The following is a 25,603-nucleotide window of genomic DNA, read 5'->3' on the forward strand; positions in this document are numbered from 1 at the left end:
GGGCATTTAATCCAGTAAGCAAAATTATTGACCACATAAGACAGATTAAAAAAGTCAAAACCCACCAAAGCCACACAGGGCAAAGCATAAGGCTATTTTTGCATTGTGGCTTGTCTATATTTTTTTCATTGGTGAAATTAAAGGGAGGTATGAACCATTTAGTAAAATTTGAGTTTTGCGGACTGCTATAAAAAGATTGTACCAGTAGGAAAAACTTAGTTTTTTGGCATTATAAAAAAGAGTTTTCCGCCCAATATGAGCAGGAATTTTTGCATACGTTAGGCAAGAAAAGGCAAAAGCAGAATTTGAGCAGATAGCCAAAGAAGTTTTAGCTATGGTTTAACTTGTCGCTTTTTCGATTGGTTAAAACAACAAGATTGCAACAAGATAAACCCCAAGATTACCCCAAGATTTTTTTACCCTTGCCCATTTTCGGACAGGGGCATTTTTTAGCAGTTACAAAAAATATTTTTGTTGAGAAATAAGGGGGATTTTGAATAAATGGCTACCAAAACGGCTACCAATTTTATATTAATAACTATTAACTTTAATAGAATCAATAATTTGAGAGAATAAAAAAAACCCATTGCAGGAGGTGAGCAATGGGCTGAGGAAAAGCACAAGTAAGTGTTAAAGGTCTGAAAATTTTTGACAATAAACGCGATTTATCAAAATTGTCCAAGTACTATATTAATAAAAAATTGATAAAAAAATACGCAAGTTGATACGCTATGATTAATAAATTGGGTGCAAAATAATCAACTTTCAAGAAACCTAACAATAGCAAAATTTGCTAATAGTGAAATAATTCTTATTATTGTTGTCGGACGTTATGATAACAATAAAGGTCTAAATTTTTGACTAGCTAATTACACCCTGTTACTTTTGAAGTGTTTTCTATACAATGACATATTTAGTAAAAAATACCATAAAATCAATACGGTAAAGTGGCTTAATTGTTGAAAAATATGACAAAAACAAGCACTATTGGCAAAAAATAATGACATTGCTTTGAGAACCGTTATAATTATTTCAACTAAAATTAGCGTTACGCCGCGCCCTACAACAAGAATGAATGAAAAATCCCATGACTGATAAGCCAGTGACTGACGAGACAGCCCATCCCCCTGTTGCCTCGGGCAGTATTTTTAACTTGCCTAACAACTTGACCATTGCGCGCATCGTGATGATTCCGCTGTTTGTGGCGATTGCTTATTGGCCGCCTGCGATGGGGATTGGGCAGAGCGCCATTAGTGACAATGTGATTGCCAACATCGGTATGTATCAGTTTAGCGATAGTTTACTGCGCCACTTTTTATTGACGGCTGTATTTATTTTGGCGGCAATTACCGATTGGTTAGATGGCTACTTTGCCCGCAAGCTTAATATGACATCGGCATTTGGGCGGTTTCTTGACCCTGTGGCGGATAAACTGATGGTTGCTGCCGCGCTAATTATTTTGGTGCAGTGGCACCCTGATATTGTCATGGCGATTTCAGCGATTGTTATCATCTCACGTGAGATTGCCGTCTCAGCCTTGCGTGAGTGGATGGCAGAGCTGGGCAATCGTACGAGCGTTGCAGTGTCATATGTGGGCAAGATGAAAACCACTTTTCAAATGGTGGCAATTACGGTGTTACTGCTCAATTGGGAATCACTTGAAATGACGGGGTATTTACTATTAGTGATTTCAGTGGTGTTGACGTTATGGTCAATGTTTATTTATCTAAAAGCGGCATGGCCCTATTTAAAACAGCCTTAATCAATAACTTTAAAAAAAGCTGATAACGTTAAAATAATGGATTATTCTAAAAAATTGTTAGTTAAAGATTTACCATAAAAAACCCCAGTTAAAAAACTGGGGTGATATTTTTTTAAAGCCAATAATTAAAACGTCACTGAATGGTTTTCACCCATATTTTCTGCAGTTTTACCTTCTTGGACAGCCGCGGATACCATTTTAAACATATCCACCACCGTGTTACCGCTTAACCAATACTGCGCACCGTTACATTCAATACAAATCACTTGCACGTTAGGATCTTCTTTACCTTTTTCATAGAACGCTGCATAGATTGGGCTCCAAAGCTCATCTAGTTTGGCTTTGTCATTAACCAGTTTAGCCGTACCATTAATAGATACAAAGTCTTTTTGGTCGCTTGAGGTATAAGATAAGTTGACTTGTGAGTTTTTTTCCAAGTCTTTGATAGTTTCTGATTTGCGATCGCCGATGAACCAAATTTTACCATTTTCTAATTCATTTTTATTGGTGGTCATTGGGCACGCATGTAAATGTTTCTCGTCTGCAGTAATGGTGGTCATCATTGCATATTTGACGCCTTCAATCACTTTATTAATATTTTCAATATGTTGCGCTTTGGTGAGATCTTCCATGAGAATGTCCTTGTTATTATATGGTTCTTATACGTCTCAAAGTTAATGCTAAAAAATTTATTGCTAACTGGTTAAAAAGTTACGTTAAAACTGGGTTAAAGTCACTAACTTGGATGATAATATCGGCTTTTGTTGTTTAAGTCTGTCGAAAAGCTGCAAATAAATGGTATAAAACCGTTAACGATGTTATCGCAAGGTAACGCAATTGAAAGGCACTTTAGAAAAAACACATTGTGAAATGACAGTCTATCGCCATCAAGACAAGTGATAAGCCCGTGGGTTTAATGTTATAATAGCCGCAAATTTTTCTGTTATTTTCCCAACTTTTCCCGAAGCAAGCGGAACTTTCTATGACTATCATCGCTGGACACCCATTTTTAACCGATTTTCAAACCACCAAACTGCTAAATTCCCTTAGCCAAAAAACCAATCTCAAAATCACTCACTTAAAAAGCCAGCAAGTTTATATTTTTTCTAAGGATTTGGCAGAACACGATTATAAGAAAGCGGTAGATTTGCTCAATCACGGTGACGAAATCGCGCTCAATCAAGCAAGCCCAGATGACAATAAAGAGGTGCTGCAAATCATCGTCAGCCCACGTTTTGGTACGATTAGCCCTTGGGCAAGTAAAGCGACGGATATTTTTAACAATTGTGAGATAGCGATTGAGCGTGTTGAGCGCTTGGTGGTGTATACGCTCATCGGCGAAAATTTGCCTGAAAAGCTCCCGCATGATATCGAGATGATGTTGTACGACCGTATGACCCAAAGCCTATTTTATGACTTGGCAAAGGCTCAGCACTTATTCGATGACCACGAGCCAGCACCGCTCAACCATGTCGATGTGATGGGCAAAGGGCGTGAAGCGTTAGAATCTGCCAACCGTGAGTTTGGTTTTGCGTTATCGAGCCAAGATATTGACTACTTGATGGATGCCTACGTTCATGTGCTGAAGCGCAATCCGACCGATGTTGAGCTCATGATGTTTGCCCAAGCCAACTCCGAGCATTGCCGCCACAAGATTTTTAATGCCCAATGGACGATTGATGGCGAAGTACAGCCAAAATCCTTGTTTGGCATGATTAAAAATACCTTCGAGCAAAATCCCAACGACATTTTATCCGCCTATAAAGACAATGCCGCGGTGGTAAAAGGGCATGAAGGACAGCGTTTTTATCCGCTATTAAACAGCGACAACAATCATTTAGCCTACGATTTTCACCAAGAGCCGATTGATATCTTGATGAAAGTCGAAACCCACAATCACCCAACGGCGATTGCACCGTATGCAGGCGCGGCAACAGGCTCTGGCGGCGAAATCCGTGACGAAGGCGCGACAGGTCGTGGCGGTAAACCCAAAGCAGGCTTGGCAGGATTCCATGTGTCGCATTTGCAGCTGCCTGATATGCCAGAAAAATGGGAGCACAGCGGAAAAATCTCGACGGCTGACTACGGCAAGCCAGCGCGTATGGCGTCCGCATTAGAAATCATGACCCAAGCACCGCTTGGTAGTGCGGCGTTTTCCAATGAATTTGGTCGTCCAAATCTGGTCGGTTATTTTCGCTCATTTCAATTGGACACCTCAAAAGACCAAGATGGCAGCCAAATGCGGGGCTATCACAAACCCATTATGATTGCCGGTGGTTACGGTAATATCAAACGCAACTTGGTCGAAAAAAATCCGATTCAGCAAGGCGATTTGCTGATTGTGCTAGGGGGTCCTGCCATGCAAATCGGCTTGGGCGGTGGCGCAGCAAGTTCGGTGGATAGTGGTGAGCTTGATGAAGGCCTGGATTTTGCGTCAGTGCAACGTGACAATGCCGAGATGGAACGCCGCTGTCAAGAAGTCATTGACCGCTGTTGGGCGATGGCAGGAAATCAGCCAGATGAAGATAACAATCCGATTGTGTCGATTCATGACGTGGGGGCAGGGGGTTTGTCAAACGCCATGCCCGAGCTTGTGAATGACCATGAACTTGGTGCTGTGTTAAATTTGCGTAAAGTGCCGTCGCTTGAGCATGGCATGTCGCCAATGGCGATTTGGTCAAATGAAGCCCAAGAGCGCTATGTGTTGGCAATCCGTCCACAAAGCCGTGAGCTATTTGATAGTATCTGTGAGCGTGAGCGTTGTCCGTATGCGATTTTGGGTGAAGCGACTGACGTGCGTGAATTGGTGGTTAATGACCCACTACTCAACACCAAAGGCGACCAACAACCGGTGGATATGCCCCTACAAGTGCTACTTGGTGGCACGCCAAAAATGCAGCGTAGCTTTAGCCGTAGCACGCCAGATTTGACAGCGTTAAATCTTGATAAAGTCGATTTGGCTGAAGCGGTCAAAGACGTCCTGCGTCACCCAACGGTTGCCAGCAAATCTTTCTTAATCAGCATTGGCGATCGTTCCATTACGGGTATGGTAGTACGTGACCAATATGTTGGACGTTACCAAGTGCCAGTGGCGGACTGTGCTGTTACTGCTTCTGCTCTCATCCCTGTCGATGGCAAGCCGATGACAGGCGAGGCCATGAGTATGGGCGAGCGTACCCCAGTTGCTTTGATTAATCCTGCCGCATCTGCTCGCCTTGCCGTTGCCGAAGCCATTACCAATATCGCAGGGGCAAATATCGCCAAGCTATCAGACATTACCTTGTCGGCGAACTGGATGGCAGCCTGTGGTGAAGATAAAGAAGACCAAGCCTTGTTTGATGCGGTGTATGCCGTGGGCGAAGCGCTTTGTCCGGCACTTGGCATTGCCATTCCTGTGGGTAAAGACAGCTTGTCGATGCGGGCGAATTGGTCAGATGAGCAAGCAAACAAGTCTGTGGTGTCACCGATGTCGCTCATTATCACTGCCTTTGCCCCTGTGCAAGATGTCACCAAAACCCTAACCCCAGAATTGCTAACCAGCTCGGCGCTTGGCGAAACTGCCTTTTATCGCTTAGACTTATCAAAAGGTCAGTTCCGCTTGGGTGGCTCAATCCTTGCCCAAACCCTAAGCCAACTTGGTGATACTTGCCCAGACCTGGATAATCCGCAAGATTTAATCAACTTTTTTGACTTTATCCAGCAAGCCAACAACCAAGGCTTAATCACCGCATATCATGACATTGGTGATGGGGGTTTGCTTGCCACCATCGCTGAGATGCAATTCACCAGTCGCCAAGGCGTGAAATTGGTGTTAACTGATGACAATTTACTCGGTCAATTGTTTGCTGAGGAACTCGGTGCGGTGATTCAAGTTAAAAGCCATCAGGTGGCTCAATTGCTTGAATTAGCCGAAACCACAGGCGTCAGCGAGTTGTTAAGCCTAGTCGGTCAAAGCACCGATGAAGACAGTTTACTCATCCAAACAGCCACGCAAAATTTACGTTTTGAGCGTAGCGAGCTTGAGCAAGAATGGAGCAAAGTGGGCTACCATATCGCTAAAAACCGTGACAATCCCGAATGCGTACAACAGGCCTTTGATTTGATTGGCGATAACTCACATCAAGGCTTAATCGCCCAAGCCAATTATGATCTCAACCAAGCGATTGAAGCCCCATACATTAACAGTCGCACGGTGCAGCCGAAGGTGGCGGTACTACGTGAACAAGGCGTCAATGGTCAGCTAGAAATGGCCGCAGGCTTTAAACGCGCAGGGCTAGAAGCCGTCGATGTGCATATGAGTGACTTGCTCAAAGGGCGTGTCAACTTGCGTGACTTTGATGGGCTCGTGGCTTGCGGCGGCTTTAGTTATGGCGATGTGCTTGGCGCTGGCGCTGGCTGGGCAAAATCGGTACTGTTCCATGATGAACTACGCATGCAATTTGTGCGATTCTTTAACCGACCAGAAACCTTCTCGCTTGGCGTGTGTAACGGCTGTCAGATGATGAGCCAGCTTAAAGACTTGATACCGGGCGCAGAGAATTTCCCCCGTTTTATCGCCAATAAATCGGCACGCTTTGAAGCGCGCACGGTGAATGTGAAAATTGAACGTACCAAGTCGGTGCTGTTAAAAGGCATGCAAGAGAGCATTCTACCGATTGCGGTGGCACATGGCGAAGGCTTTGCGACGTTGAGCGATACCGATATCGCAGGGATGAGCGCACATGGGCAAATCGTGATGCGTTATGTGGACAGTCTCGGCACAGCAACCGAGCATTATCCGCTCAATCCAAATGGCTCACCGCAAGGGGTGACAGGGATTTGTAGTACCGATGGGCGTGTGACCTTGATGATGCCACACCCAGAGCGCAATTTGATGGCATATAACCACAGCTGGAAGCCTGAAGCTTGGGACAATGACGGGGCGTGGATGCGGATGTTTAGAAATGCTCGGGCATTCTTAAGATAAAAGTTAATATAGATGATTTTTTTATAAAAGGATGGCAAAAGCTGTCCTTTTTTAATAACGTAACTTAACCAGACTAAGGCAATAAAGGCTGTCACGGTGAAAGTTTTGGCTCGGTCAAAAACTAGCAACAATTTACAAACAATACACGATAACAAGGGAAAGGTATATGTTATAATAACTTAATCCTACATAGACTAAGTTAAGTTTCATTAACAATTTTTTGTAAGCCCACACAGCTCTTATAATGTATCGAGGAAAATCCCATGAATAGCAAACTTTTAGCCACTGCCGCTATCACAGCGTTGTTAGCCACACAATTTGCCAATGCAGAATTGGTTATCTCGCAAAACGGTGAAACGCAAAAAGTTGGTGAAACCGCGGCTCAACCTGCAGCGGTCACAAAAGCGCCTAAAACCGCCAAAGTAGAAAAAGTTAAGCCAAGCAACAGCACCAGCTACAAACTAGACCCAAACCACGCCAATGTACGTTTTGCGATTGATCACTTCGGTACAACGACCAACCAAGGTGGTTTCTACGGCGTAACGGGTGACTTGAACTACAACCCCGCCAAAAATACAGGCAGCATCAACGTTGACATTCCTGTCAATAGTCTTGACACGGGTAACGAACATTTTACCAACCATTTAAAATCAGCTGAATTCTTTAACGCTGAAAAATACCCAACGGCTAATTTCAAATCAACCAAATTCCATTTCAAAAATGGCAAAGTAACGAAAGTTGACGGTAACTTGACGCTATTGGGCAAAACCAACCCAGTCAGCCTAAAAGCCACTAAATTTAATTGCTACAACAGCCCAATGCTGAAAAATGCGCAAGTATGTGGCGGTGATTTTGAGACTACCATTGACCGCACCAAATGGGGCATGGATACCTATGTCAAAATGGGTTTTGCTAAAGACGTGAAACTCAACATCCAAGTTGAAGCCGTACAACAATAAGCTTGCTTAGCGTTACCTAGAAGCCAATGTTAACGCATTGGCTTTTTTACGTTTCTACGATAGATAATTTCACAAACACTGAACTTTGCCAACACTCTTTGCACAGCTTGATTCAATTGATAAGTTAAAATGTTCAAACTCATGCAATTTTTAACGACTAATAATAAGGAAAGTTCATGACAGATAAAACTAACAACTTAGGGACACTTGCCAAACTTGCAGGCATGGCAACCACTGCCATTTTGACCAAAAAAGCCTTGGCTAAAACTTTCAGCTTAGGCGCAAAAGCAGTAAGCAAAGAAATCGTCAAATCTGATTCAATCAACTATAAACTCGACCCGATGCACACCAATGTGCGATTTAGTATTGACCATTTTGGTACCTCAACCAATCATGGTGGGTTTTATGGCTTGGAAGGCGACATGGTATTTGACCCCGACAATCAAACAGGGCAAATTGATCTTGATATTCCGTTGGAAAAATTGCAAACAGGTCATAAGAAATTTGATGAAGACTTAAAAAGTAAAGACTTTTTTAATGCAGATAAATATCCAACTGCCCACTTTACCTCTACCAAATTTATCTTTAAAAAGGGTAAATTACACCAAATTAAAGGCAATTTAACTTTGCTCAAAAAAACTCGCCCTATTACATTGACAGCGAGCAAATTTAATAGCTATCCAAGTCCGTTACTCATGGCATATGTGTACGGTGGTGATTTTGAAACCACGATTGACCGTACCGATTGGGGGATTGATGGTTATGTCAAAATGGGTGTGAGTAAAAAAGTGAAGTTAGTCATTCAAATTGAAGCTGCCCAGCAATAATTTTTTAGCAGATAATGAAGGTAATCAAAAAGATCAGCGTTGGCTGGTCTTTTTTTGGTAAGCTGATTGCAAATTTTTAACTATTCAATTTTTAGCTATTCGATATTTAACTATTCTAAGCCGTTAAGCCGGCTTTAATAAGTCTGCAGTTTGATACAAAACCATACAGCACTATACAAAACGTAAATTTACAGTATACGCACATAGCTTCATAATTTTCAAAAACCTAGACATCGCTTTATTTAATTTATTTTTGAGGAAAACTTATGAAACCATTCAATACGACAGTAAAAAACACCTTATTAGCCGCAGCCTTGGTGGTAGGTTCTGCTAATCTGACCGGTTGTGGCTATAACTCTATGCAAGCGCAAGATGAGCAAATCAACGCCTCATGGTCAGAAGTGGTCAACCAGTATCAGCGCCGTGCTGACTTGATTCCAAACTTGGTCAAAGTCGTTGAGCGTTATGCCCAGCACGAACAAGCGACCTTAACCCAAGTCACACAAGCGCGTTCACAAGCGACGACTATCAATGTGAGTGCCGATGTACTCAATGACCCAGCGGCTTTCCAACGCTATCAACAAGCGCAAGATCAATTGGGCGGTGCGTTATCGCGCTTGATGGCAGTCTCAGAGCGCTATCCTGATCTAAAAGCGGACAAACAATTCCAAGAGTTACAAGCACAGCTTGAAGGTACCGAAAACCGCATTACCGTGGCACGGGGTCGTTATATCCAAGACGTTCAAACTTATAACACTACCGTACGCCAATTCCCAACTAATGTCACCGCAAAAGTGTTTGGTATGCATACCCGTCCAAATTTTACCGTGGCCAATGAGGCGCAAATCTCCACTGCACCAACTGTTGATTTTGGCAATAACAATACCAATACCGCAAATGCCGGCGGTCAGCCAGTGCAAAACAATGGGAACACTGCCAATGCCGGTGGTCAGCCTGTAAATAATTCGGCTACCGCGGCAGCGAAACCTTAATTCACCATTGTTAATGTTAACTGTATAGTTAAAGTTTGAGAGTTAAGAAGATTTTTTTAAATAGTCTGCCATCAGTCGGTGGCAGGCTCATTAGATAAAATTTGAATAAATTGTGAGACTGATTGTTTAAATTAGTTTTAGAATTGACTACATCATCATAATAAAAAAATTGCATACTTTGAGGAAACACAGGTGTCATTGAATATTGTACAGACACAGCCCAATTTACAGCGCTCGCATAAACAGCCGCATAAATTGTCGTCTCGTTTATTAGCCAAGCGGTTGGTAGTGAGTACGTTTACTGCACTGACCATGGGCATTGGGCTTGCGATGCCTATGGCAGCCGTTGCAGAAACTGCCACAGCGACAGCCAATTCCGCAACCGTTACCGCTAAGCCCACACTACAAGATCATAGTGTTGAGGACATGGTTGCGATTGCCAAAACCGCACAAACCAATGAAGCGCTTAATGATGCTGTACTCAATAATGATGCAATTAAAGAGACGTTGGGCAATGATGCACTGCCGATACCAGGTGTCAATACTCAAGCAACTGGCAATCAGGCCAATAACAATCAGGCAACAGCTACCGCCAATACCCAGACTACTAAGACGCCTAAACAGTCAACCCAAGCCCCTGTTGCCGCTGATAAACTAATCCTAAATAACCCTGTCATTGATGAAGCAAAAATTCTATCGGCTAGTGATAAACAGGCGATTGAAACCAAACTGCGTAGTCTTAATGACCGCGGCTTGGCGCAAGCAGCCGTGGTCATTGTGCCAACCACCAATGGCGAGGATATTTTTGACTATTCAATGAAAGTTGCTGATCGCTGGAAACTGGGCAAAAAAGACACCGATCAAGGTCTGTTGATGGTTGTTGCTGTCAATGACCGTAAAATGTACATTTTAACGGGCTATGGTCTTGAAGGTACCATTCCTGATGCCGTCGCTAAACGCATTATTAGCGATGACATAACCCCAAGATTTAAACAAGGCGATTATGCCGGTGGTATCACGGCGGGAATTAATCGCATTGAAGAACGCTTGACAACCGATCCGGCTATTTTAAAGCAAGCAGATGCCAATCGAGTCAATACCAATGCCAATAGCAATGCTCAGTCAAATCAAGAGGGCGGAATACCGCTTATCTTCCTAGGCTTTTTTGGCTTTGTCGCTGGTATGATTTTGACCAGTATATTAGGGCGCTTTTTTGGTTCGATTGCTACGGCAGGTGGCATTGTAACGCTTGGTACAATCTTTGGTGCAGGGTTACTAGGCAGTATATTTGTGGCATTTATTGTCTTTTTATTTTTGCTATTTCGAGGTGGCGGTGGTGGTCGCGGTGGCAGAGGCGGCGGTGGGGTTGTCTTCCTACCGGGTGGCGGATTTGGTGGAGGCGGTTTTGGCGGCGGTGGATTTGGTGGTGGTGGCTTTGGTGGCGGCGGTGGTGGCTTTGGCGGTGGTGGCGCTGGGGGCGATTGGTAATCAATAGTCAGTAATCGGCTAGTTATTAAAAATTATTTTAAATTTACCCCTTATCATCAACTATATACTTCATTATTTTTTATGGAATTTTCATGAGCACAAATGACCCAATAACTGCAACGAATGGTGCCAACGAAGAAACCATTGCTTACACCTCACCGATGGCGACAGTGACTTCCACTGTGCCAAGTTGGGCTAGATGGTGGCGTCAAGTTGCGTTTATACCTAGCCTGCACAATCGCTGGTTAACGCCCAGCGCCCAACAGCAGTTAAATCAAGCAATTACCGAAGCTGAGCAAGGGCATCGCGGTGAAGTGGTGCTAGTGATTGAGAATCATTTGCCCATTTCGTCCGCACGGCTACAAAACAGCCGAGACAGAGCGATCGAAGTTTTTGGAGATTATCGCGTCTGGGATACGCAGGATAATACCGGGGTGTTGGTGTATCTTAATATCTGTGAGCGGCGTCTGGAGATTGTCGCGGATAGAGGCATCAATAGCCATGTGATGCCAACCATGTGGCAAGCGATGTGCGACAAGGCTATCGAAGGTATTAAAGCTAATCGACACATTGATAGCTTGGTTGCGCTATTGGGTGATGTGGGGCAATTGCTTCGTCAATATTACCAATTAGACAATGACCCAAGCGGCAACGAAATCGCTGACAGGATGATTTTTATAAAGTAGTTTTAAACTTAATTAGTATAGTGCGATGATGCAATCCCACCAAAAGCGATGTCACCCATCGCTTTTTTTATTGCTCAGCTTTTAATACCCAACAGTAAGCGGGTAAACTTCAAAATTTGGTAGCAAGCATTATCTTTTTGGCGCTAAAAAATTGTGTTAAGTCTCGACAAAAGAATCGACAAATTTTGCTAGGCGAAATGATAAAATTTTACCTATAATGAAACCGACATACCGCCACTCAGTTTGTTAGACAATTAGGCAGTTAAACAATTAGGCAATTAGACCAGTCGTCATGTTGGCGATAAATCATTACTTATAAAAATTTTGAGGGAATTCCATGCTAACGCTCACCAATAATATTGCTGATAGTATCGGTCAATTTTATCTCGGTCAAGACGTGTACCCAGAGTCTACACAAGGTCAAGCAACCCTGTATGATGCAGCTGACTTAACAACCCATGCGGTGATTATCGGGATGACAGGCTCGGGTAAGACGGGTTTGGGGATTAGCTTACTGGAAGAAGCTGCGCTGGATAATATTCCGGTGATTGCGATTGACCCCAAAGGTGACTTGGGCAATTTGGCATTGACGTTCCCAAATTTGGCAGCCAGTGACTTTGAGCCATGGATTGATAGCGGCATGGCAAATCAAGCGGGTATGAGCGTGGCAGAGTTTGCCAAGCAAACCGCAGACAACTGGCAACAAGGGCTTGGCAACAGTTTTCAAACCCCGGAGCGTGTGCAAGCACTCAAAGCCGCCAATCGTGTCAGTGTCTATACCCCAGGTAGCGAGAATGGCTTACCGATTGCCCTGCTTGGCAATCTCGTCCCGCCGCCCGAGAGTGTCAAAAATGATGGCGAAGGTTATGCTGAGTATATCGATGCGACAGTGTCGGCACTGTTGGTGCTATTAAAAGTCGATGGGGATAACCTTGCTCCAGAGCATGTGTTTTTAGCACAGCTACTTAAAAACGCCTGGGACAATAACCAAACTTTAACCTTAGTGGATTTGATTACCCAAATCCAAACGCCAGCGTTTGACAAAATCGGCATCCTGCCGCTGTCACAAGTATTTGCGGATAAAGACCGTAGCGCACTGGCGATGAAGCTCAATACGCTTTTGGCATCACCGAGTTTTGCTAGCTGGCTTAAAGGCATGCCGCTGGATGCTGGCGCACTGTTTTATGATAAAAACGGCAAAGCGCAAACCAGTGTGCTCAATATTGCCCATCTATCTGATGACGAGCGTTTATTTTTTGTTACCTTGTTACTCACCAATTTATTGGGCTGGATGCGCCGTCAGCAAGGCACCTCAACCTTGCGGGCAATTTTGTACATGGATGAAGTGTTTGGCTATTTACCGCCAATTGGCAATCCACCGACCAAAGTATTGCTGTTGACCCTGCTAAAACAAGCACGTGCATTTGGTTTGGGGATTGTATTATCAACCCAAAACCCAGTGGACTTGGACTACAAAGCATTATCCAACGCGGGTACTTGGTTTATCGGACGGTTGCAGACTGCGCAAGACCGTGAACGGGTGATGGATGGCTTGCTCTCTGCCAGCGGCAGCAGTGGACTGGACAAAGCGGCGCTCAATGCGTGGTTTGATAAACTCGGTAAACGCCAATTTTTGCTGCAAAATGTGCATGACGCCAGCCCTGTGATTTTTAGCACCCGCTTCACGCTCAACTACTTATCAGGACCGCTTAGCAAACAGGCCATAGCACAGCTCAAAGCCAATAGCCAAGCCGCTGCCCCTACCGACCCAGCGCAAGCTCAAGCCACCACCCCTGCCATCAATCCATTAGCAAGTACCATGAGTCAGCCGCCTGCCTTGCCCAAGGATGTGGGCTTGTATTATGCACCCAAAGACATGGCGGGCGATGGGCAAACCTTCTATGAGCCTACTGCCTTTGCCTATGCGCGGGTATTTTTTAATGACAAAAAATCAGGCGCCCAAAGTCAGCAGCAGCTATTATTAACCACAGCATTTGGTGAGCCGCCGTTGGTGGTAGATTGGCATCAAGCGATTTTAAGTGATTTGACCTTTGAGCAGTTACAATCGGCTCCGCACCAACCCGCTGTGCTCAAACAACTGCCTACCCAAGCGCTCGACAAGGCATCATGGAAAACTTGGGAAAAAGCGGTGAAAGAAGCCATCCGTCAGCAGCAAGTGTTAAATCTGTGGTATGTCGATAGTTTAAAGCTGTATAGCGAAGTGGCAGAGAGCGAAGACGCCTTCCGCAATCGGCTCATCGTACCGCTGCATGAACAGCGTGATATCGCCATTGCCCAACTGCGTGATAGCTTTGCTAAAAAACAAGACGCGCTAGCCAAAAAACTGCAAGCCGCCAATGAAAAATACCAACAACAAGCCGCTGAATCGAGCAAAGGCTGGCTTGATGCAGGGGTCAGTATTGGCTCTGCGGTCTTAGGCGCGTTTATGGGGCGTAAAGCGTTGTCACAGACCAATATCAATAACGTCAAACGTGCCATGAACTCGGTGGGCGATATCAATGCCAACAAACAAACCGTCGCAGAGCTTGATGTGATTCGTCAGCAGCTGCAGCAGAAGTTAGACAGCATTGGGCAGCAGTTACAAAGCCAAATCGACACCTTAGCAACCACGTATGATGCTCAGTCAATAGCACTTGATACGGTACAGATTGCCCCAGCAGCGAAGGATATCACGGTGTTGTTGGTCGGCGTGTTGTATCAGCCGCTATAAACAGACGCAATGTAAACCTTTTGACTCTATCAAATTTCGCGGAATGCGGTATGACCTTAACGTCTGAATACCAACAGCAAGCCCAATATTTTCTCGCCAACATCTATGCCAGTGGCAATGGCATCGCTGATGCCCATCATACTTATTAGGATATCTACTTGATGGTTTTTGATAGCCTTATTTTATTATCAAGCCTTTCTTATCAAAGCTATCTTGTGCAGCCTTTCATTGATGGCTTTTTAACAGCCATTGCTTTATTTTTCGCCAACTGCACCAATTATAATGCCTATGCGCCAAATGTAGCCAAAATGAGATACGCTGCGCCTAGGATGCGTTCACGAATTTGTAGGATGATTGACCTATAATGACAACACATTAAAAGGAAAATGCATGACACCCGTAGATATTATTACTAGTAAAGAAATGAGCGATATTGCACAAATTGTCAAACTTCATGATATTGATGTTCCCTTAGTCGCTGTGTATTGCGGCTCTCGCAAAGGCAATGACCCTGTCTATGTCCAATCGGCGCATGAACTGGGCAGGGCATTGGTTGAAGCGGGATTAGGTCTGGTATATGGTGGTGCGGTGATTGGCTGTATGGGCGCGGTTGCCGATGGTGTAATTGAAAAAAACGGCATTGCCGTGGGCGTGATTCCTGAATTTATGATGGATAGAGAAGTGGCGCATGGTGGGCTGACGCGTCTGCATTTGACCGATACCATGCATACCCGTAAAGCCATCATGGCAGAGTACGCCAGTGCCTTTATCACCTTGCCAGGTGGGCTTGGCACCCTTGAGGAAATCATGGAAATTGCCACTTGGCGACAGCTATATCAACATGAAAAACCGATGATTATTCTCAATATCAATGGTTTTTATGACAAATTGGTTGAACATTTACACTTTACCGCTGAGCAAGGTTTTATGAAACCAGAAGATTTACAGCGATTAATCGTTTGTAATACTGTCGCCGAGGCCATTGAACTACTCAAACCGATTGTCAATATGCCGGACACGCTGAATGTGAATAAAATCTAACCTTGTTAGCGACAAAAAAAAGACCTCAATTAAAGGTCTTTTTTTGTATCTTTTTTTTTATCAATCTTGTCTAGTCGAAAATCTTACCACGATTCATAATCCCATTGGGGTCAAAGACTTGCTTGATGGCGCGTAAATAATCAATTTCTTCATCAGGACGAGTGTAATTAAGATACGGCTTTTTGGTCATACCCACGCCATGCTCCGCTGAGATAGAGCCGTTGTATTTTTGCACCGTTTCAAACACGTACTTGTTGACCACTTGGCATTTTTCAAAAAATTCGTCTTTGCTAAGGTTCTCTGGTTTTAAAATATTTAAGTGTAAATTACCATCGCCGATATGCCCAAACCAGCACACTTGAAAATCCGGATAGTTTTGGCTAACAATGGCATCGATATCGGCGATAAACTCTGGCACGCGGCTGATGAGCACAGAGATGTCATTTTTGTATGGGGTAAATACCGAGATGGTCTCAGAGATATACTCGCGCAGTTTCCATAGCTCTTGGGCTTGGTGAATCGATTGGCTCATCACCCCATCAAGCACCCAGCCTTCGCTCATACAGTCTTCAAAAATCTGCATCGCCATGTCCATAATCGGCTCGTAGGGCGCTTCAAATTCGAGTAGCGCATAAAACGGCGCATCGGTTTCAAACGGTTTTTGCACATGCCCTGTAGCAAGTAACTTGTCAACCGCGACATCATCAAAAAATTCAAACGCGGTCAAATCCATTTTGCTTTGAAAGGCTGACAGGATTTGCATGATATTGGCAAACTCTGGCACACCAAGCACCATGACGGTTAGGTTCTTGGGCTGACGCTCTAGCTTGACTTGCACTTCAGTGACAATCCCAAGCGTACCTTCTGCCCCGATAAACAAATGACGCAGGTCATAACCTGTGGCGTTTTTTATCATGCCTTTATTGAGGTGCAAAATATCGCCTTTACCTGTCACCACGGTAAGACCTAATATCCAGTTGCGGGTCATGCCGTATTTGATGACTTTGATGCCGCCGGCATTGGTGCCAATATTGCCACCAAGCTGGCTAGAACCGGCTGACGCAAAGTCCACGGGATAGTATAACCCTTGCTGCTGGGCAAAGTCTTGCAGCGCTTTGGTGACGATACCGGCTTCCACTTCCACCATACGGTCAGCAGGGTAGAAGCCCAATACCTGGTGCATTTTATCCAGGCTAATCACTACCTCGCCATTGGCGGCAACCGCCCCTGCAGATAGCCCTGTCCGTCCACCGCTTGGGGTAATGACGATGTTAAGCTCATTACATAGCTTGACGATGGCTTGCACTTGCTGGGTGGATTTTGGGAAGACAATGGCGCTGGCATTGGGCTCAAAATGCTTGGTCCAATCTTTGCCCCAAAAGCCCAAACTGTCCGCGTCGGTTTTGATTTGGTGTTCGTCAAATCCTTGCTGGCGTAGTTGTTCAATGAGCGTATTGATGGCGGTCTGATTAGCAGTCATGGTGTGGCTTTTACCCATATGTTTATACAGATTGAAAAGGTTTTTGAGGCTCTATCATAGCATAACTAACGGCATAAATTTTGACAAAAACACTGGCGATTGATGAAGAATTTTTTACCCATAAGACAAAAAAATCATGCCATCTTGCTGGAATTTCACCACAAAAAACCCAGCAAGTGTGATAGGATAATTGACTAAAAATACTGACTAGGGGTTTGTTATGGCACAAAATCTATCACTTGAGAAAGACAAAATCCGCTTTTTGATGCTTGAAGGCTTGCATGACAATGCCTTTAAAGTGCTGTCAGAGGCGGGCTATCACAATGTTGAGAATATCAAAACCGCCTTAGACCCCGAAGAGCTTAGCGAAAAAATCAAAGACGCCCATTTTATCGGCATTCGTTCTCGCACCCATTTGACCCGCGATATTTTAGAAAAAGCTGAAAAGCTCATCGCCATTGGCTGTTTTTGTATTGGCACCAACCAAGTGGACTTGGAAGCTGCCCGTGAGTTGGGTATCCCTGTCTTTAATGCCCCTTACTCTAACACCCGCTCTGTGGCAGAATTGGTACTTGCCGAAATCATTATGCTGATGCGCGGTATTCCTGAAAAAAACGCAGTGGTACATCGTGGCGGCTGGAACAAATCTGCCAAAGACAGCTATGAAGTGCGCGGCAAAACTTTGGGTATCGTGGGTTATGGCTCTATTGGTACTCAGTTATCGGTACTCGCTGAAAGCCTTGGTATGAAAGTCATCTATCATGATGTGGTCACCAAATTGCCATTGGGCAACGCCACCCAAGTGGGTAGCCTAGAAGAACTGCTTGGTAAAGCCGATGTGGTCACCCTGCATGTGCCAGATTTGCCAAGTACGCGTAATATGATTACCGCCACAGAATTGGCGGCCATGAAGCCAGGCGCGCATCTTATTAATGCGGCGCGTGGCAAATGTGTGGATATTGATGCGCTGGCAGCAGCCCTGCAAAGCGGTCATATCTTGGGCGCGGCGATTGACGTGTTCCCCAAAGAGCCAAAATCAGCGGATGACGAGTTTGAATCACCACTGCGCGCCTTTGACAATGTGATTTTGACACCGCATATCGGCGGCTCAACCCAAGAAGCCCAAGCCAATATCGGTCTTGAAGTGGCAGAAAAATTTGTGCGTTACTCTGATATGGGTGATACCGCAACCTCAGTGAACTTCCCAAATGTTAGTATGCCGCAAAAAGAAGGCACGCATCGTCTGCTACATATTCACCAAAACGTGCCTGGTGTGTTGTCACAGATTAACAAATCGTTTGCAGATGCCAATATCAATATTTTTGCCCAAAGTCTGATGACGGAAGAAGATGTGGGCTATTTGGTGATGGATGTGGGTAGCGGCGATTCTGCGCAAGCGGTTGATGCCTTAAAAAACATCCCAGAAACTATCCGTGTGCGGGTGTTGTTTTAATTTTTAAATCTGAATAAAAAAACCAACTTTAAGAGTTGGTTTTTTTCTGTGTAAACATAAAGGTCAGTTAATTAAGCTAAAAAGCGATTGATATAACGAATCACCCAACGCTTTTGCTAAGTTAACAGGCACAGCATTACCAATTTGCTTATATTGTTGATTCATACTACCACAAAACTCCCACTCATCGGGAAAGGTTTGGATTCGTGCATATTCACGCACGGTCAAAGGGCGTGTTTCATCGGGATGACAACGTTCTGTTTGGTTTTGAGCAGGTGAACAGGTTAAAGTAAGGCTTGGCTCATCCCATGATAAACGCCTTGCAAGTCCCGTTTTTCCGCCACCTAAGAAATAGCTACCTTTCATATATTCTCTTGCTATATGGTCGGGTAAATCACGCCAATAGCCACCTGCTGGCACTAAGTCAAGCACCGCTTTTTTCTTGGCAGGATACACTTGCCCTTGTGATTTGGGCACATTACAACCAAATAAACGCCCTTTTTTTAACGCATCTTTTAGTACATATTCTTGGCTTTCAGGAGTGGGCCAATGAAAATCTATTTTACCCACTAAATCATTTCTAATAGCTATTAGAATTAGACGCTCTCTTTTTTGCGGTACTCGATAAAATTTAGCGTGTAAAACTTTGGGTTCAAGCAGATGATAGCCTAAATCTGCAATTGCTTGTTTAATGGTAGCCAGCGTTTTACCTTTATCGTGGTTTAATAAGCCACGCACATTTTCACCAACCATGATTTTTGGCTGTATTTCTTTAACCGCTCTTGCAAATTCAAAAAATAATGTACCACGAGTATCTTCAAAACCGCCTTTATTGCCTGCATACGAGAATGCTTGACATGGAAAGCCACCAGTTACAATATCAACTTTATCTTTATAAGCAGTAAAATCAACTTCGGTAATTGATTGTTCTAACACTTTCCAATTTGGGCGGTTATGCCGTAACGTTTGACATGCCCATTTATCCACTTCGTTAAGCAAGATATGGTCAAAACCTGCTTGCTCCAAGCCTAAAGCTAAACCACCTGCCCCTGCAAATAGCTCAATCGTTGTGAATTGTCGTCTAGAATGATTTGACGTAGAATTTTGTGCTTTGTGGATGCTATCATCAGATTCTAGCCCACCAAATAAAGAGGGTTGCATTAACATGGCTTTCCCCAAGAAAAATTTGAAAAGCCTTGATACGTTGTAAAAGACGTTTTGAAAATACTTTTTAGAATATCATCGCCTGCAATATCTGATAATTCTTTTAATACGGTGTTTTGAATAATATTATCTAAGTCAGTAGAAGTTAATACATCATCAATGATTTGTGGTAACTGTTGGCATAGTCGATAAAAACTATCGGATTGACCTGTTGCAATTTCATAAAATTTATCAATAGATACCCTGCGGATTTGTTCATTTTTGAAATTTTGACCATTAACATTGACTTGCCATGCGATGTTCTGGCTGCGTTTGGCAATGACTTCCACTAACATGCAAGTAGCCATTGGATTGCTAATAATTTTTGCCTGCATATTCATGTAGGTTTTTTGTGAAGATGAAGAATTCATCGTATTGTGTTTGTTTTTCATTTCAACAAATACGCTTTCATCATCGTTAATGATATCAAAACCATGGACTGGCACAAGCCAGCCGTTAATATAATGGAAAATATTTTGATGAAAATAGCCAATATGATTGTTATTTGATTTATCTAACTGACGAATGACTTCACCTTCAATAATTTCTTTCCAATCTTGACGATAGATTTTGGCATCAAACGTGAGTTTTATAGGGTCAATAATATTTTTTTGAAATTCTTTTAGCGTGATTAAAGAACGGTATTTTTCGACCGTATCTTTAACATGATTAAAAATATCCTCATCGCTGATAAAACCAAGATTATAGCCCATTAACTTCCCCCATAAAAAACCCACCGCAACTTAGGTCACGATGGGCTATTTTAACAAAGTTTAGCCATTAAATCATTTCGCAATCTTTTTATATTTCATGCGTTTTGGCTCGGCATCTGCGCCCAACTGTTTCTTGCGATATGTTTCAAACTCTGAGTAGTTACCATCAAACCAAATCGGACCCTCATCCTCAAACGCCAAAATATGGGTGGCAATACGGTCTAAGAACCAGCGGTCATGCGATACCACCATCACCGTACCGGGAAACACTTCCACCGCATCTTCAAGCGCGCGCAACGTCTCAACATCAAGGTCATTCGATGGCTCATCGAGTAATAGCACGTTTGCCCCTTGTTTTAAGGTTTTGGCAAGTTGCAGACGGTTACGCTCACCACCCGACAGGCTGCCGACCAGTTTTTGTTGGTCTTGACCTTTAAAGTTAAAGCGTCCGATATAGGCACGGCTAGGCGTGGTGTATTCGCCCACGGTAATCATATCAAGACCGTCGGAGACTTCTTCCCATACGGTTTTTTTGTCGTCCAGCTCATCACGTACCTGTCCGACATACGCCACTTTTACCGATTCACCGACTTCAACCGTGCCCGTGTCTGGCTTGTCTTTACCCGTAATCATATTAAATAGCGTGGTTTTACCCGCACCGTTGGGTCCGATAATCCCCACAATCGCCATCGGTGGCACAGTGAAGGATAGGTTTTCGTATAGCAAACGGTCACCAAATGATTTTGAGATATTGTTGACTTCAATCACTTTATTACCAAGACGTGGTCCTGGTGGAATGTAGATTTCAGCGGTTTCGTTACGCTGTTGGAACTCTTTGGAGTTTAATTCCTCAAAACGTTGCAAGCGAGATTTTGATTTGGCTTGCTGGCCTTTTTGGTTTTTACGCACCCATTCAAGCTCTTGTTTCAGCGCTTTGGCAAAGGCTTCTTCTTGTTTTTGCTCTTGCTCTAGGCGTTTATTTTTTTGCTCAAGCCATTCTGTGTAGTTACCTTGGTAAGGGTAGCCATAACCACGGTCAAGCTCCAAAATCCACTCGGCAACGTTATCAAGGAAATAGCGGTCATGGGTAATCGCCACGATGGTGCCGCTATAGTCTTTTAGGAAATGCTCAAGCCAAGCGACTGATTCAGCGTCCAAATGGTTGGTCGGTTCGTCCAATAGCAACATATCGGGTTTGGATAGCAATAGACGGCAAAGGGCGACGCGGCGTTTTTCACCACCCGATAATTTACTCACATCGGCATCCCACGCGGGTAGGCGCAGCGCATCGGCGGCTTTTTCTAGTTGGTTGTTGAGGTTATGGGCATCCCACGCTTGGATGATGTCTTCCATTTTGCCTTGTTCGGCGGCAAGTTTGTCAAAGTCGGCATCGGGTAGCGCATATTCACCGTAAATTTCATCAAGGCGGGCAAGGGCATCTAGGGCTTCACGCACACCATCTTCCACATTGCCACGCACATCTTTGGCAGGGTCTAGCTGCGGTTCTTGGGCAAGGTAGCCAATCTTGATACCCGCTTGCGCGCGCGCTTCACCGTTATACTCGGTGTCCACGCCTGCCATGATTTTAAGAAGTGTTGATTTACCGGCACCGTTGAGACCCAGTACACCGATTTTTGCACCGGGGAAAAAAGACAAGCTAATGTCTTTTAGGATTTCCCGTTTGGGTGGAACAATTTTTGATACCTTGTTCATGGTATAAATATATTGAGCCATGTTTTTCCTGTTTAAGTTAGCTAATAGCAAGTGAAGGTAAGGCGTATCATCCACGCCAAAAAATTTGAAAAATGGTAAGATTTAACCGCTTATTATCGCATTGTTAACAGGGTGGGGCAAGGCAAAAGCCTAGCTAAAAATCATTTGCAAACCCCATACCGAATAGGCAAAAACTTTTACAAGTCATGGATAGTGGTTGTGCTACTATCTAACGGCAAATAACCAAGCGACAAATAACCAAGTCACAGATAGCATAGTAAAAAAAAGAATACACAAGGAGACAACCATGTCGGATTTACAATTATCGATTCACCATAACGAACAATCACAACGCTTTGAAACCACCGTTGATGGCACTACTGCCTATATAAGCTATGTGGATAATGGTGATGTCATCGTATATGACCATACCATTGTGCCAGACGCGATTGGCGGGCGCGGCATTGCAGGGGAGCTCACCAAGCATGCGTTAGACTATGCGCGTGAACAAGGTAAAAAAGTAGTCCCAGCCTGCTCTTACGTGGCAAGCTATCTGCAAAAGCACCCCGAATACAATGATTTAAAAGCTTAAAATTTTATCAATGCGTCATTACGCCAATAAAAAAACCACATAGGTTGATGTGGTTTTTTTATCGATTAGGGTTTGCTGATTATTTTTTCTTGGTAGGTCCAAGTAGCATACCCATTTGACGACCTTCAACTTTCGGTTGTTGTTCAACATTGGCAACATCGGTTGTATCGGCAATGACTTTTTCAAGTTGCTGCAAGCCAATTTGTTGGTGAGCCATCTCACGACCACGGAAGCGAATGGTGACTTTGACTTTGTCTTGGTCTTCCAAAAACTCACGGATTTTACGAAGTTTGACTTGATAGTCGGCTTCTTCCGTACCAGGACGCAATTTGATTTCTTTAAGCTGCGTTTGTTTTTGGTTCTTTTTGGCTTCTTTGGCTTTTTGTTTTTGGTCGTACAGATATTTTCTGTAGTCCATCACTTTGGCAACAGGAGGCTGAGCGTCTGGTACTATCTCGACCAAATCCAACTCAGCATCACGGGCGGCCTGCAAAGCCGTTTTTATATCCACAACACCAACTTGTTCGCCGTCTTCTTTGACTAAGCGTACCTCTTTGGCACGAATTTCCTCGTTGATGTCTAATCGGTTTGAACTCTTAATAATACTTACTCCTACGCTGTTTTTGATTTGACGCGCCCTTTTTGGGCGGTCGCTTGGTTAACCAAGTCAATAAAGGCATCGATACTCATCACGCCAAGGTTGTCACCTTCACGAGTACGGACGTTAACTTGGTTGCTTTCTACTTCTTTATCACCCATGACAATCATATAAGGAATGCGTTCAAGGGTGCGTTCTCTAATTTTAAAGCCAATTTTCTCATTACGCAAATCGGTGATGACACGAAGTCCGGCTTGATTCAATTGTTCGGCGACTTTTTGACAGGCTGCCGCTTGGTTGTCGGTAATATTCATCACCACGACTTGCTGCGGTGCAAGCCAGACTGGCATCCAGCCGGCGTAATGCTCAATGAGCATCCCAATAAAGCGTTCAAATGACCCCAAAATCGCACGGTGTAGCATCACAGGGCGCTCACGTTCGCCTTGCTCATTGACAAACTCCGCACCTAGTCGCTCTGGCAGGTTAAAGTCAAGCTGCAGTGTACCGCATTGCCATACGCGGCCAAGACAGTCTTTAAGGCTAAATTCGATTTTGGGTCCATAAAATGCGCCTTCCCCTGGCAGATACTGCCAGTCAAGCCCGGCATTATCCAACGCGTCTGCTAAGTCTTTTTCTGCCAAGTCCCACAGTTCATCAGCACCGACCCGTTTTTCTGGACGAGTCGAGAGTTTCATTTGCACGTCATCAAAACCAAAGTCTTTATACACATCAAGGGTAAGCTTGATAAAGTCTTGGGCTTCTTGTTTGATTTGCTCATTACTACAAAAAATATGGGCGTCATCTTGGGTAAAGCCACGCACCCGCATGATGCCATGGAGTGAACCTGACGGCTCATTACGGTGGCATGAGCCAAACTCAGCAAGACGCAATGGCAAGTCACGGTAAGATTTTAACCCTTGATTGAACACTTGCACATGACACGGGCAGTTCATCGGCTTGATGGCATAGTCACGTTTTTCACTGTGGGTGGTGAACATCATGTCGCCATAATTTTCCCAGTGACCTGATTTTTCCCATAGGCTTCTATCGACGATTTGCGGGGTTTTGATTTCAAGATAGCCGTTATCTTTTTGTACTTTGCGCATATACTGCTCAAGCACTTGCCACATCGTCCAGCCATTGGGATGCCAAAACACCATACCAGGCGCTTCTTCTTGCATGTGAAATAAATCAAGCGCTTTACCGATTTTACGATGGTCGCGTTTCTCCGCTTCTTCGATGCGCTGGATATAGGCTTTTAGGTCTTTTTTATCTGCCCAAGCGGTACCGTAGATACGTTGTAGTTGCTCGTTTTTGGCATCACCGCGCCAGTAGGCACCACTCATTTTGGTGAGTTTAAAGGCTTTTAAGAAACGGGTATTGGGCACGTGAGGTCCACGGCACATATCAACATATTCTTGGTGATAGTATAAACCCATTTGAGTTTCATTCGGCATATCTTCGATAAGACGTAATTTATAAGTCTCGCCACGGTCTTGGAATACTTTGATAACCTCGTCACGTGGTGTCATTTTTTTGATAACATCGTAATCTTGGTTAATCAATTGCGTCATGCGCGCTTCGATTTTTTCCATGTCTTCTGGCGTAAATGGGCGCTCGCTATAGATATCGTAATAAAAACCCTCTTCAATCACAGGACCGATAACCATCTTCACTTCAGGATACAGCTGTTTGACAGCATGACCCAGTAAGTGAGCGGTCGAGTGGCGAATGATTTCCACACCTTCCTCGTCTTTTGGCGTGATGATTTGAACGGTCGCGTCTTCGCTAATCGGGTCACACGCATCCACTAATTTGCCGTTGACACGTCCTGCAACGGTGGCTTTGGCAAGCCCTGCGCCGATGCTTTGCGCCACTTCCATGACTGACGTTTGCCCATCAAATTGTTTAATATCGCCGTTTGGTAAGGTAATGGCTACCATAATTGCTCCTGTTGTCCTTTGGCAGTGATGACCGTTACTATCGGTCATGTAACCGTGAGAGATGGGAATAAAAAAAGGGAAAAACTTTGCCCATCCAGACTTACCGTGTCTCGATAGGCATTACAATCCCATGAATTCGTCGCTTTGCAAAAAGCGTAAACGAGATATTATAGCAAATTGCGGTGATGAAACCAACTTGCTGATAGAATTGCTTGCATTTATGACAGAAAATGAGGCAGCTCATGATAGCCGTGTAAAAAACACTGCAATAGACGACAGCCAATGCTTGGTATCTACAATTTGGCTGGGCGTCCTTAATTCGACTGGGTGTCTTGACACTAAGCTGTTTGTCTTTACACCAACAAGTTACAGGAATAATCTAGATTACCCGTGGCAAAACTTATATAACTACAGCATAGTGAGTGCTATGCTTCATAACAACACGATTGATTAAGG

19 protein-coding genes are annotated in these 25,603 nt (G+C 44.1%); 12 read left to right on the top strand and 7 right to left on the bottom strand.

Features of this window, described 5'->3' with window-relative positions; all coding sequences use genetic code 11:
* Window positions 1-1,087: 1,087 nt before the first annotated feature.
* Window positions 1,088-1,762 carry a CDP-diacylglycerol--glycerol-3-phosphate 3-phosphatidyltransferase gene (gene pgsA / locus H9W84_RS01125; protein ID WP_239741359.1) on the top strand — a complete coding sequence of 225 codons (675 nt, stop codon included), beginning with the start codon at window positions 1,088-1,090 and terminating at the stop codon, window positions 1,760-1,762.
* Window positions 1,763-1,887: 125 nt separating this feature from the next.
* On the opposite strand, the gene H9W84_RS01130 is transcribed toward pgsA, so the two are convergent.
* The gene (locus H9W84_RS01130; protein ID WP_239741360.1) at window positions 1,888-2,394 is read right to left on the bottom strand and encodes a pyridoxamine 5'-phosphate oxidase family protein; all 507 of its coding nucleotides are present in this window, start codon (window positions 2,392-2,394) and stop codon (window positions 1,888-1,890) included.
* Window positions 2,395-2,744: 350 nt separating this feature from the next.
* On the opposite strand from H9W84_RS01130, the gene purL reads away from it, so the two are divergent.
* The 8 genes from purL to H9W84_RS01170 all read left to right on the top strand — a co-directional run bounded on the left by purL (window position 2,745) and on the right by H9W84_RS01170 (window position 15,452).
* The gene (purL, locus tag H9W84_RS01135; RefSeq protein ID WP_239741362.1) at window positions 2,745-6,728 is read left to right on the top strand and encodes a phosphoribosylformylglycinamidine synthase; all 3,984 of its coding nucleotides are present in this window, start codon (window positions 2,745-2,747) and stop codon (window positions 6,726-6,728) included.
* Between the two features lie 263 nt (window positions 6,729-6,991).
* A complete protein-coding gene (locus tag H9W84_RS01140; RefSeq protein WP_239741363.1) occupies window positions 6,992-7,687 on the top strand; it encodes a YceI family protein in 696 nt (231 codons plus the stop codon).
* Between the two features lie 176 nt (window positions 7,688-7,863).
* Window positions 7,864-8,514 carry a YceI family protein gene (locus H9W84_RS01145; protein ID WP_239741364.1) on the top strand — a complete coding sequence of 217 codons (651 nt, stop codon included), beginning with the start codon at window positions 7,864-7,866 and terminating at the stop codon, window positions 8,512-8,514.
* 266 nt (window positions 8,515-8,780) lie between these two features.
* Complete coding sequence (locus H9W84_RS01150; RefSeq protein ID WP_239741365.1) at window positions 8,781-9,506, top strand: LemA family protein; 726 nt, start codon at window positions 8,781-8,783, stop codon at window positions 9,504-9,506.
* 192 nt (window positions 9,507-9,698) lie between these two features.
* Window positions 9,699-10,994, top strand: coding sequence for a TPM domain-containing protein (locus H9W84_RS01155; RefSeq protein ID WP_239741366.1), 1,296 nt, complete (start codon window positions 9,699-9,701; stop codon window positions 10,992-10,994).
* Window positions 10,995-11,086: 92 nt separating this feature from the next.
* Complete coding sequence (locus tag H9W84_RS01160) at window positions 11,087-11,680, top strand: TPM domain-containing protein (protein ID WP_227715528.1); 594 nt, start codon at window positions 11,087-11,089, stop codon at window positions 11,678-11,680.
* 337 nt (window positions 11,681-12,017) lie between these two features.
* A complete protein-coding gene (locus H9W84_RS01165; protein WP_239741367.1) occupies window positions 12,018-14,411 on the top strand; it encodes an ATP-binding protein in 2,394 nt (797 codons plus the stop codon).
* Window positions 14,412-14,801: 390 nt separating this feature from the next.
* Window positions 14,802-15,452, top strand: a complete 651-nt coding sequence (locus tag H9W84_RS01170; RefSeq protein WP_239741368.1) for an LOG family protein — start codon at window positions 14,802-14,804, stop codon at window positions 15,450-15,452.
* Window positions 15,453-15,522: 70 nt separating this feature from the next.
* On the opposite strand, the gene H9W84_RS01175 is transcribed toward H9W84_RS01170, so the two are convergent.
* A complete protein-coding gene (locus H9W84_RS01175; RefSeq protein ID WP_198510965.1) occupies window positions 15,523-16,932 on the bottom strand; it encodes an FAD-binding oxidoreductase in 1,410 nt (469 codons plus the stop codon).
* A gap of 220 nt (window positions 16,933-17,152) precedes the next feature.
* On the opposite strand from H9W84_RS01175, the gene serA reads away from it, so the two are divergent.
* The gene (gene serA / locus H9W84_RS01180) at window positions 17,153-18,385 is read left to right on the top strand and encodes a phosphoglycerate dehydrogenase (protein ID WP_239741369.1); all 1,233 of its coding nucleotides are present in this window, start codon (window positions 17,153-17,155) and stop codon (window positions 18,383-18,385) included.
* 63 nt (window positions 18,386-18,448) lie between these two features.
* On the opposite strand, the gene H9W84_RS01185 is transcribed toward serA, so the two are convergent.
* The 3 genes from H9W84_RS01185 to ettA all read right to left on the bottom strand — a co-directional run bounded on the left by H9W84_RS01185 (window position 18,449) and on the right by ettA (window position 22,035).
* Window positions 18,449-19,552 (bottom strand): DNA cytosine methyltransferase, encoded by a 1,104-nt coding sequence (locus tag H9W84_RS01185; protein WP_239741370.1) that lies wholly within the window; start codon window positions 19,550-19,552, stop codon window positions 18,449-18,451.
* Complete coding sequence (locus tag H9W84_RS01190; RefSeq protein ID WP_239741371.1) at window positions 19,546-20,301, bottom strand: Eco47II family restriction endonuclease; 756 nt, start codon at window positions 20,299-20,301, stop codon at window positions 19,546-19,548. Before H9W84_RS01190 ends, H9W84_RS01185 begins: the two co-directional genes overlap by 7 nt.
* 72 nt (window positions 20,302-20,373) lie before the next feature.
* Entirely contained in the window at window positions 20,374-22,035 is a 1,662-nt protein-coding gene (gene ettA, locus H9W84_RS01195) for an energy-dependent translational throttle protein EttA (protein ID WP_060995255.1), read from the bottom strand.
* Window positions 22,036-22,321: 286 nt separating this feature from the next.
* Here ettA and H9W84_RS01200 point away from each other — a divergent pair, with 286 nt between their 5' ends.
* Window positions 22,322-22,606, top strand: coding sequence for a GNAT family N-acetyltransferase (locus tag H9W84_RS01200; RefSeq protein WP_239741372.1), 285 nt, complete (start codon window positions 22,322-22,324; stop codon window positions 22,604-22,606).
* 79 nt (window positions 22,607-22,685) lie between these two features.
* Here the strand turns inward: H9W84_RS01200 and infC are convergent, their stop codons facing one another.
* Complete coding sequence (infC, locus tag H9W84_RS01205; protein ID WP_172460503.1) at window positions 22,686-23,183, bottom strand: translation initiation factor IF-3; 498 nt, start codon at window positions 23,181-23,183, stop codon at window positions 22,686-22,688.
* 35 nt (window positions 23,184-23,218) lie between these two features.
* Window positions 23,219-25,147 (bottom strand): threonine--tRNA ligase, encoded by a 1,929-nt coding sequence (gene thrS / locus H9W84_RS01210; protein ID WP_239741373.1) that lies wholly within the window; start codon window positions 25,145-25,147, stop codon window positions 23,219-23,221.
* Window positions 25,148-25,277: 130 nt separating this feature from the next.
* Between thrS and H9W84_RS01215 the strand changes: the two genes are divergently transcribed.
* On the top strand, window positions 25,278-25,601 hold the full coding sequence (locus tag H9W84_RS01215) for a hypothetical protein (protein WP_239741374.1): 324 nt from the start codon (window positions 25,278-25,280) through the stop codon (window positions 25,599-25,601).
* The last annotated feature ends 2 nt before the right edge of the window (window positions 25,602-25,603 follow it).

Source organism: Moraxella tetraodonis, from assembly GCF_022359095.1.
Lineage (GTDB): Bacteria > Pseudomonadota > Gammaproteobacteria > Pseudomonadales > Moraxellaceae > Faucicola > Faucicola tetraodonis.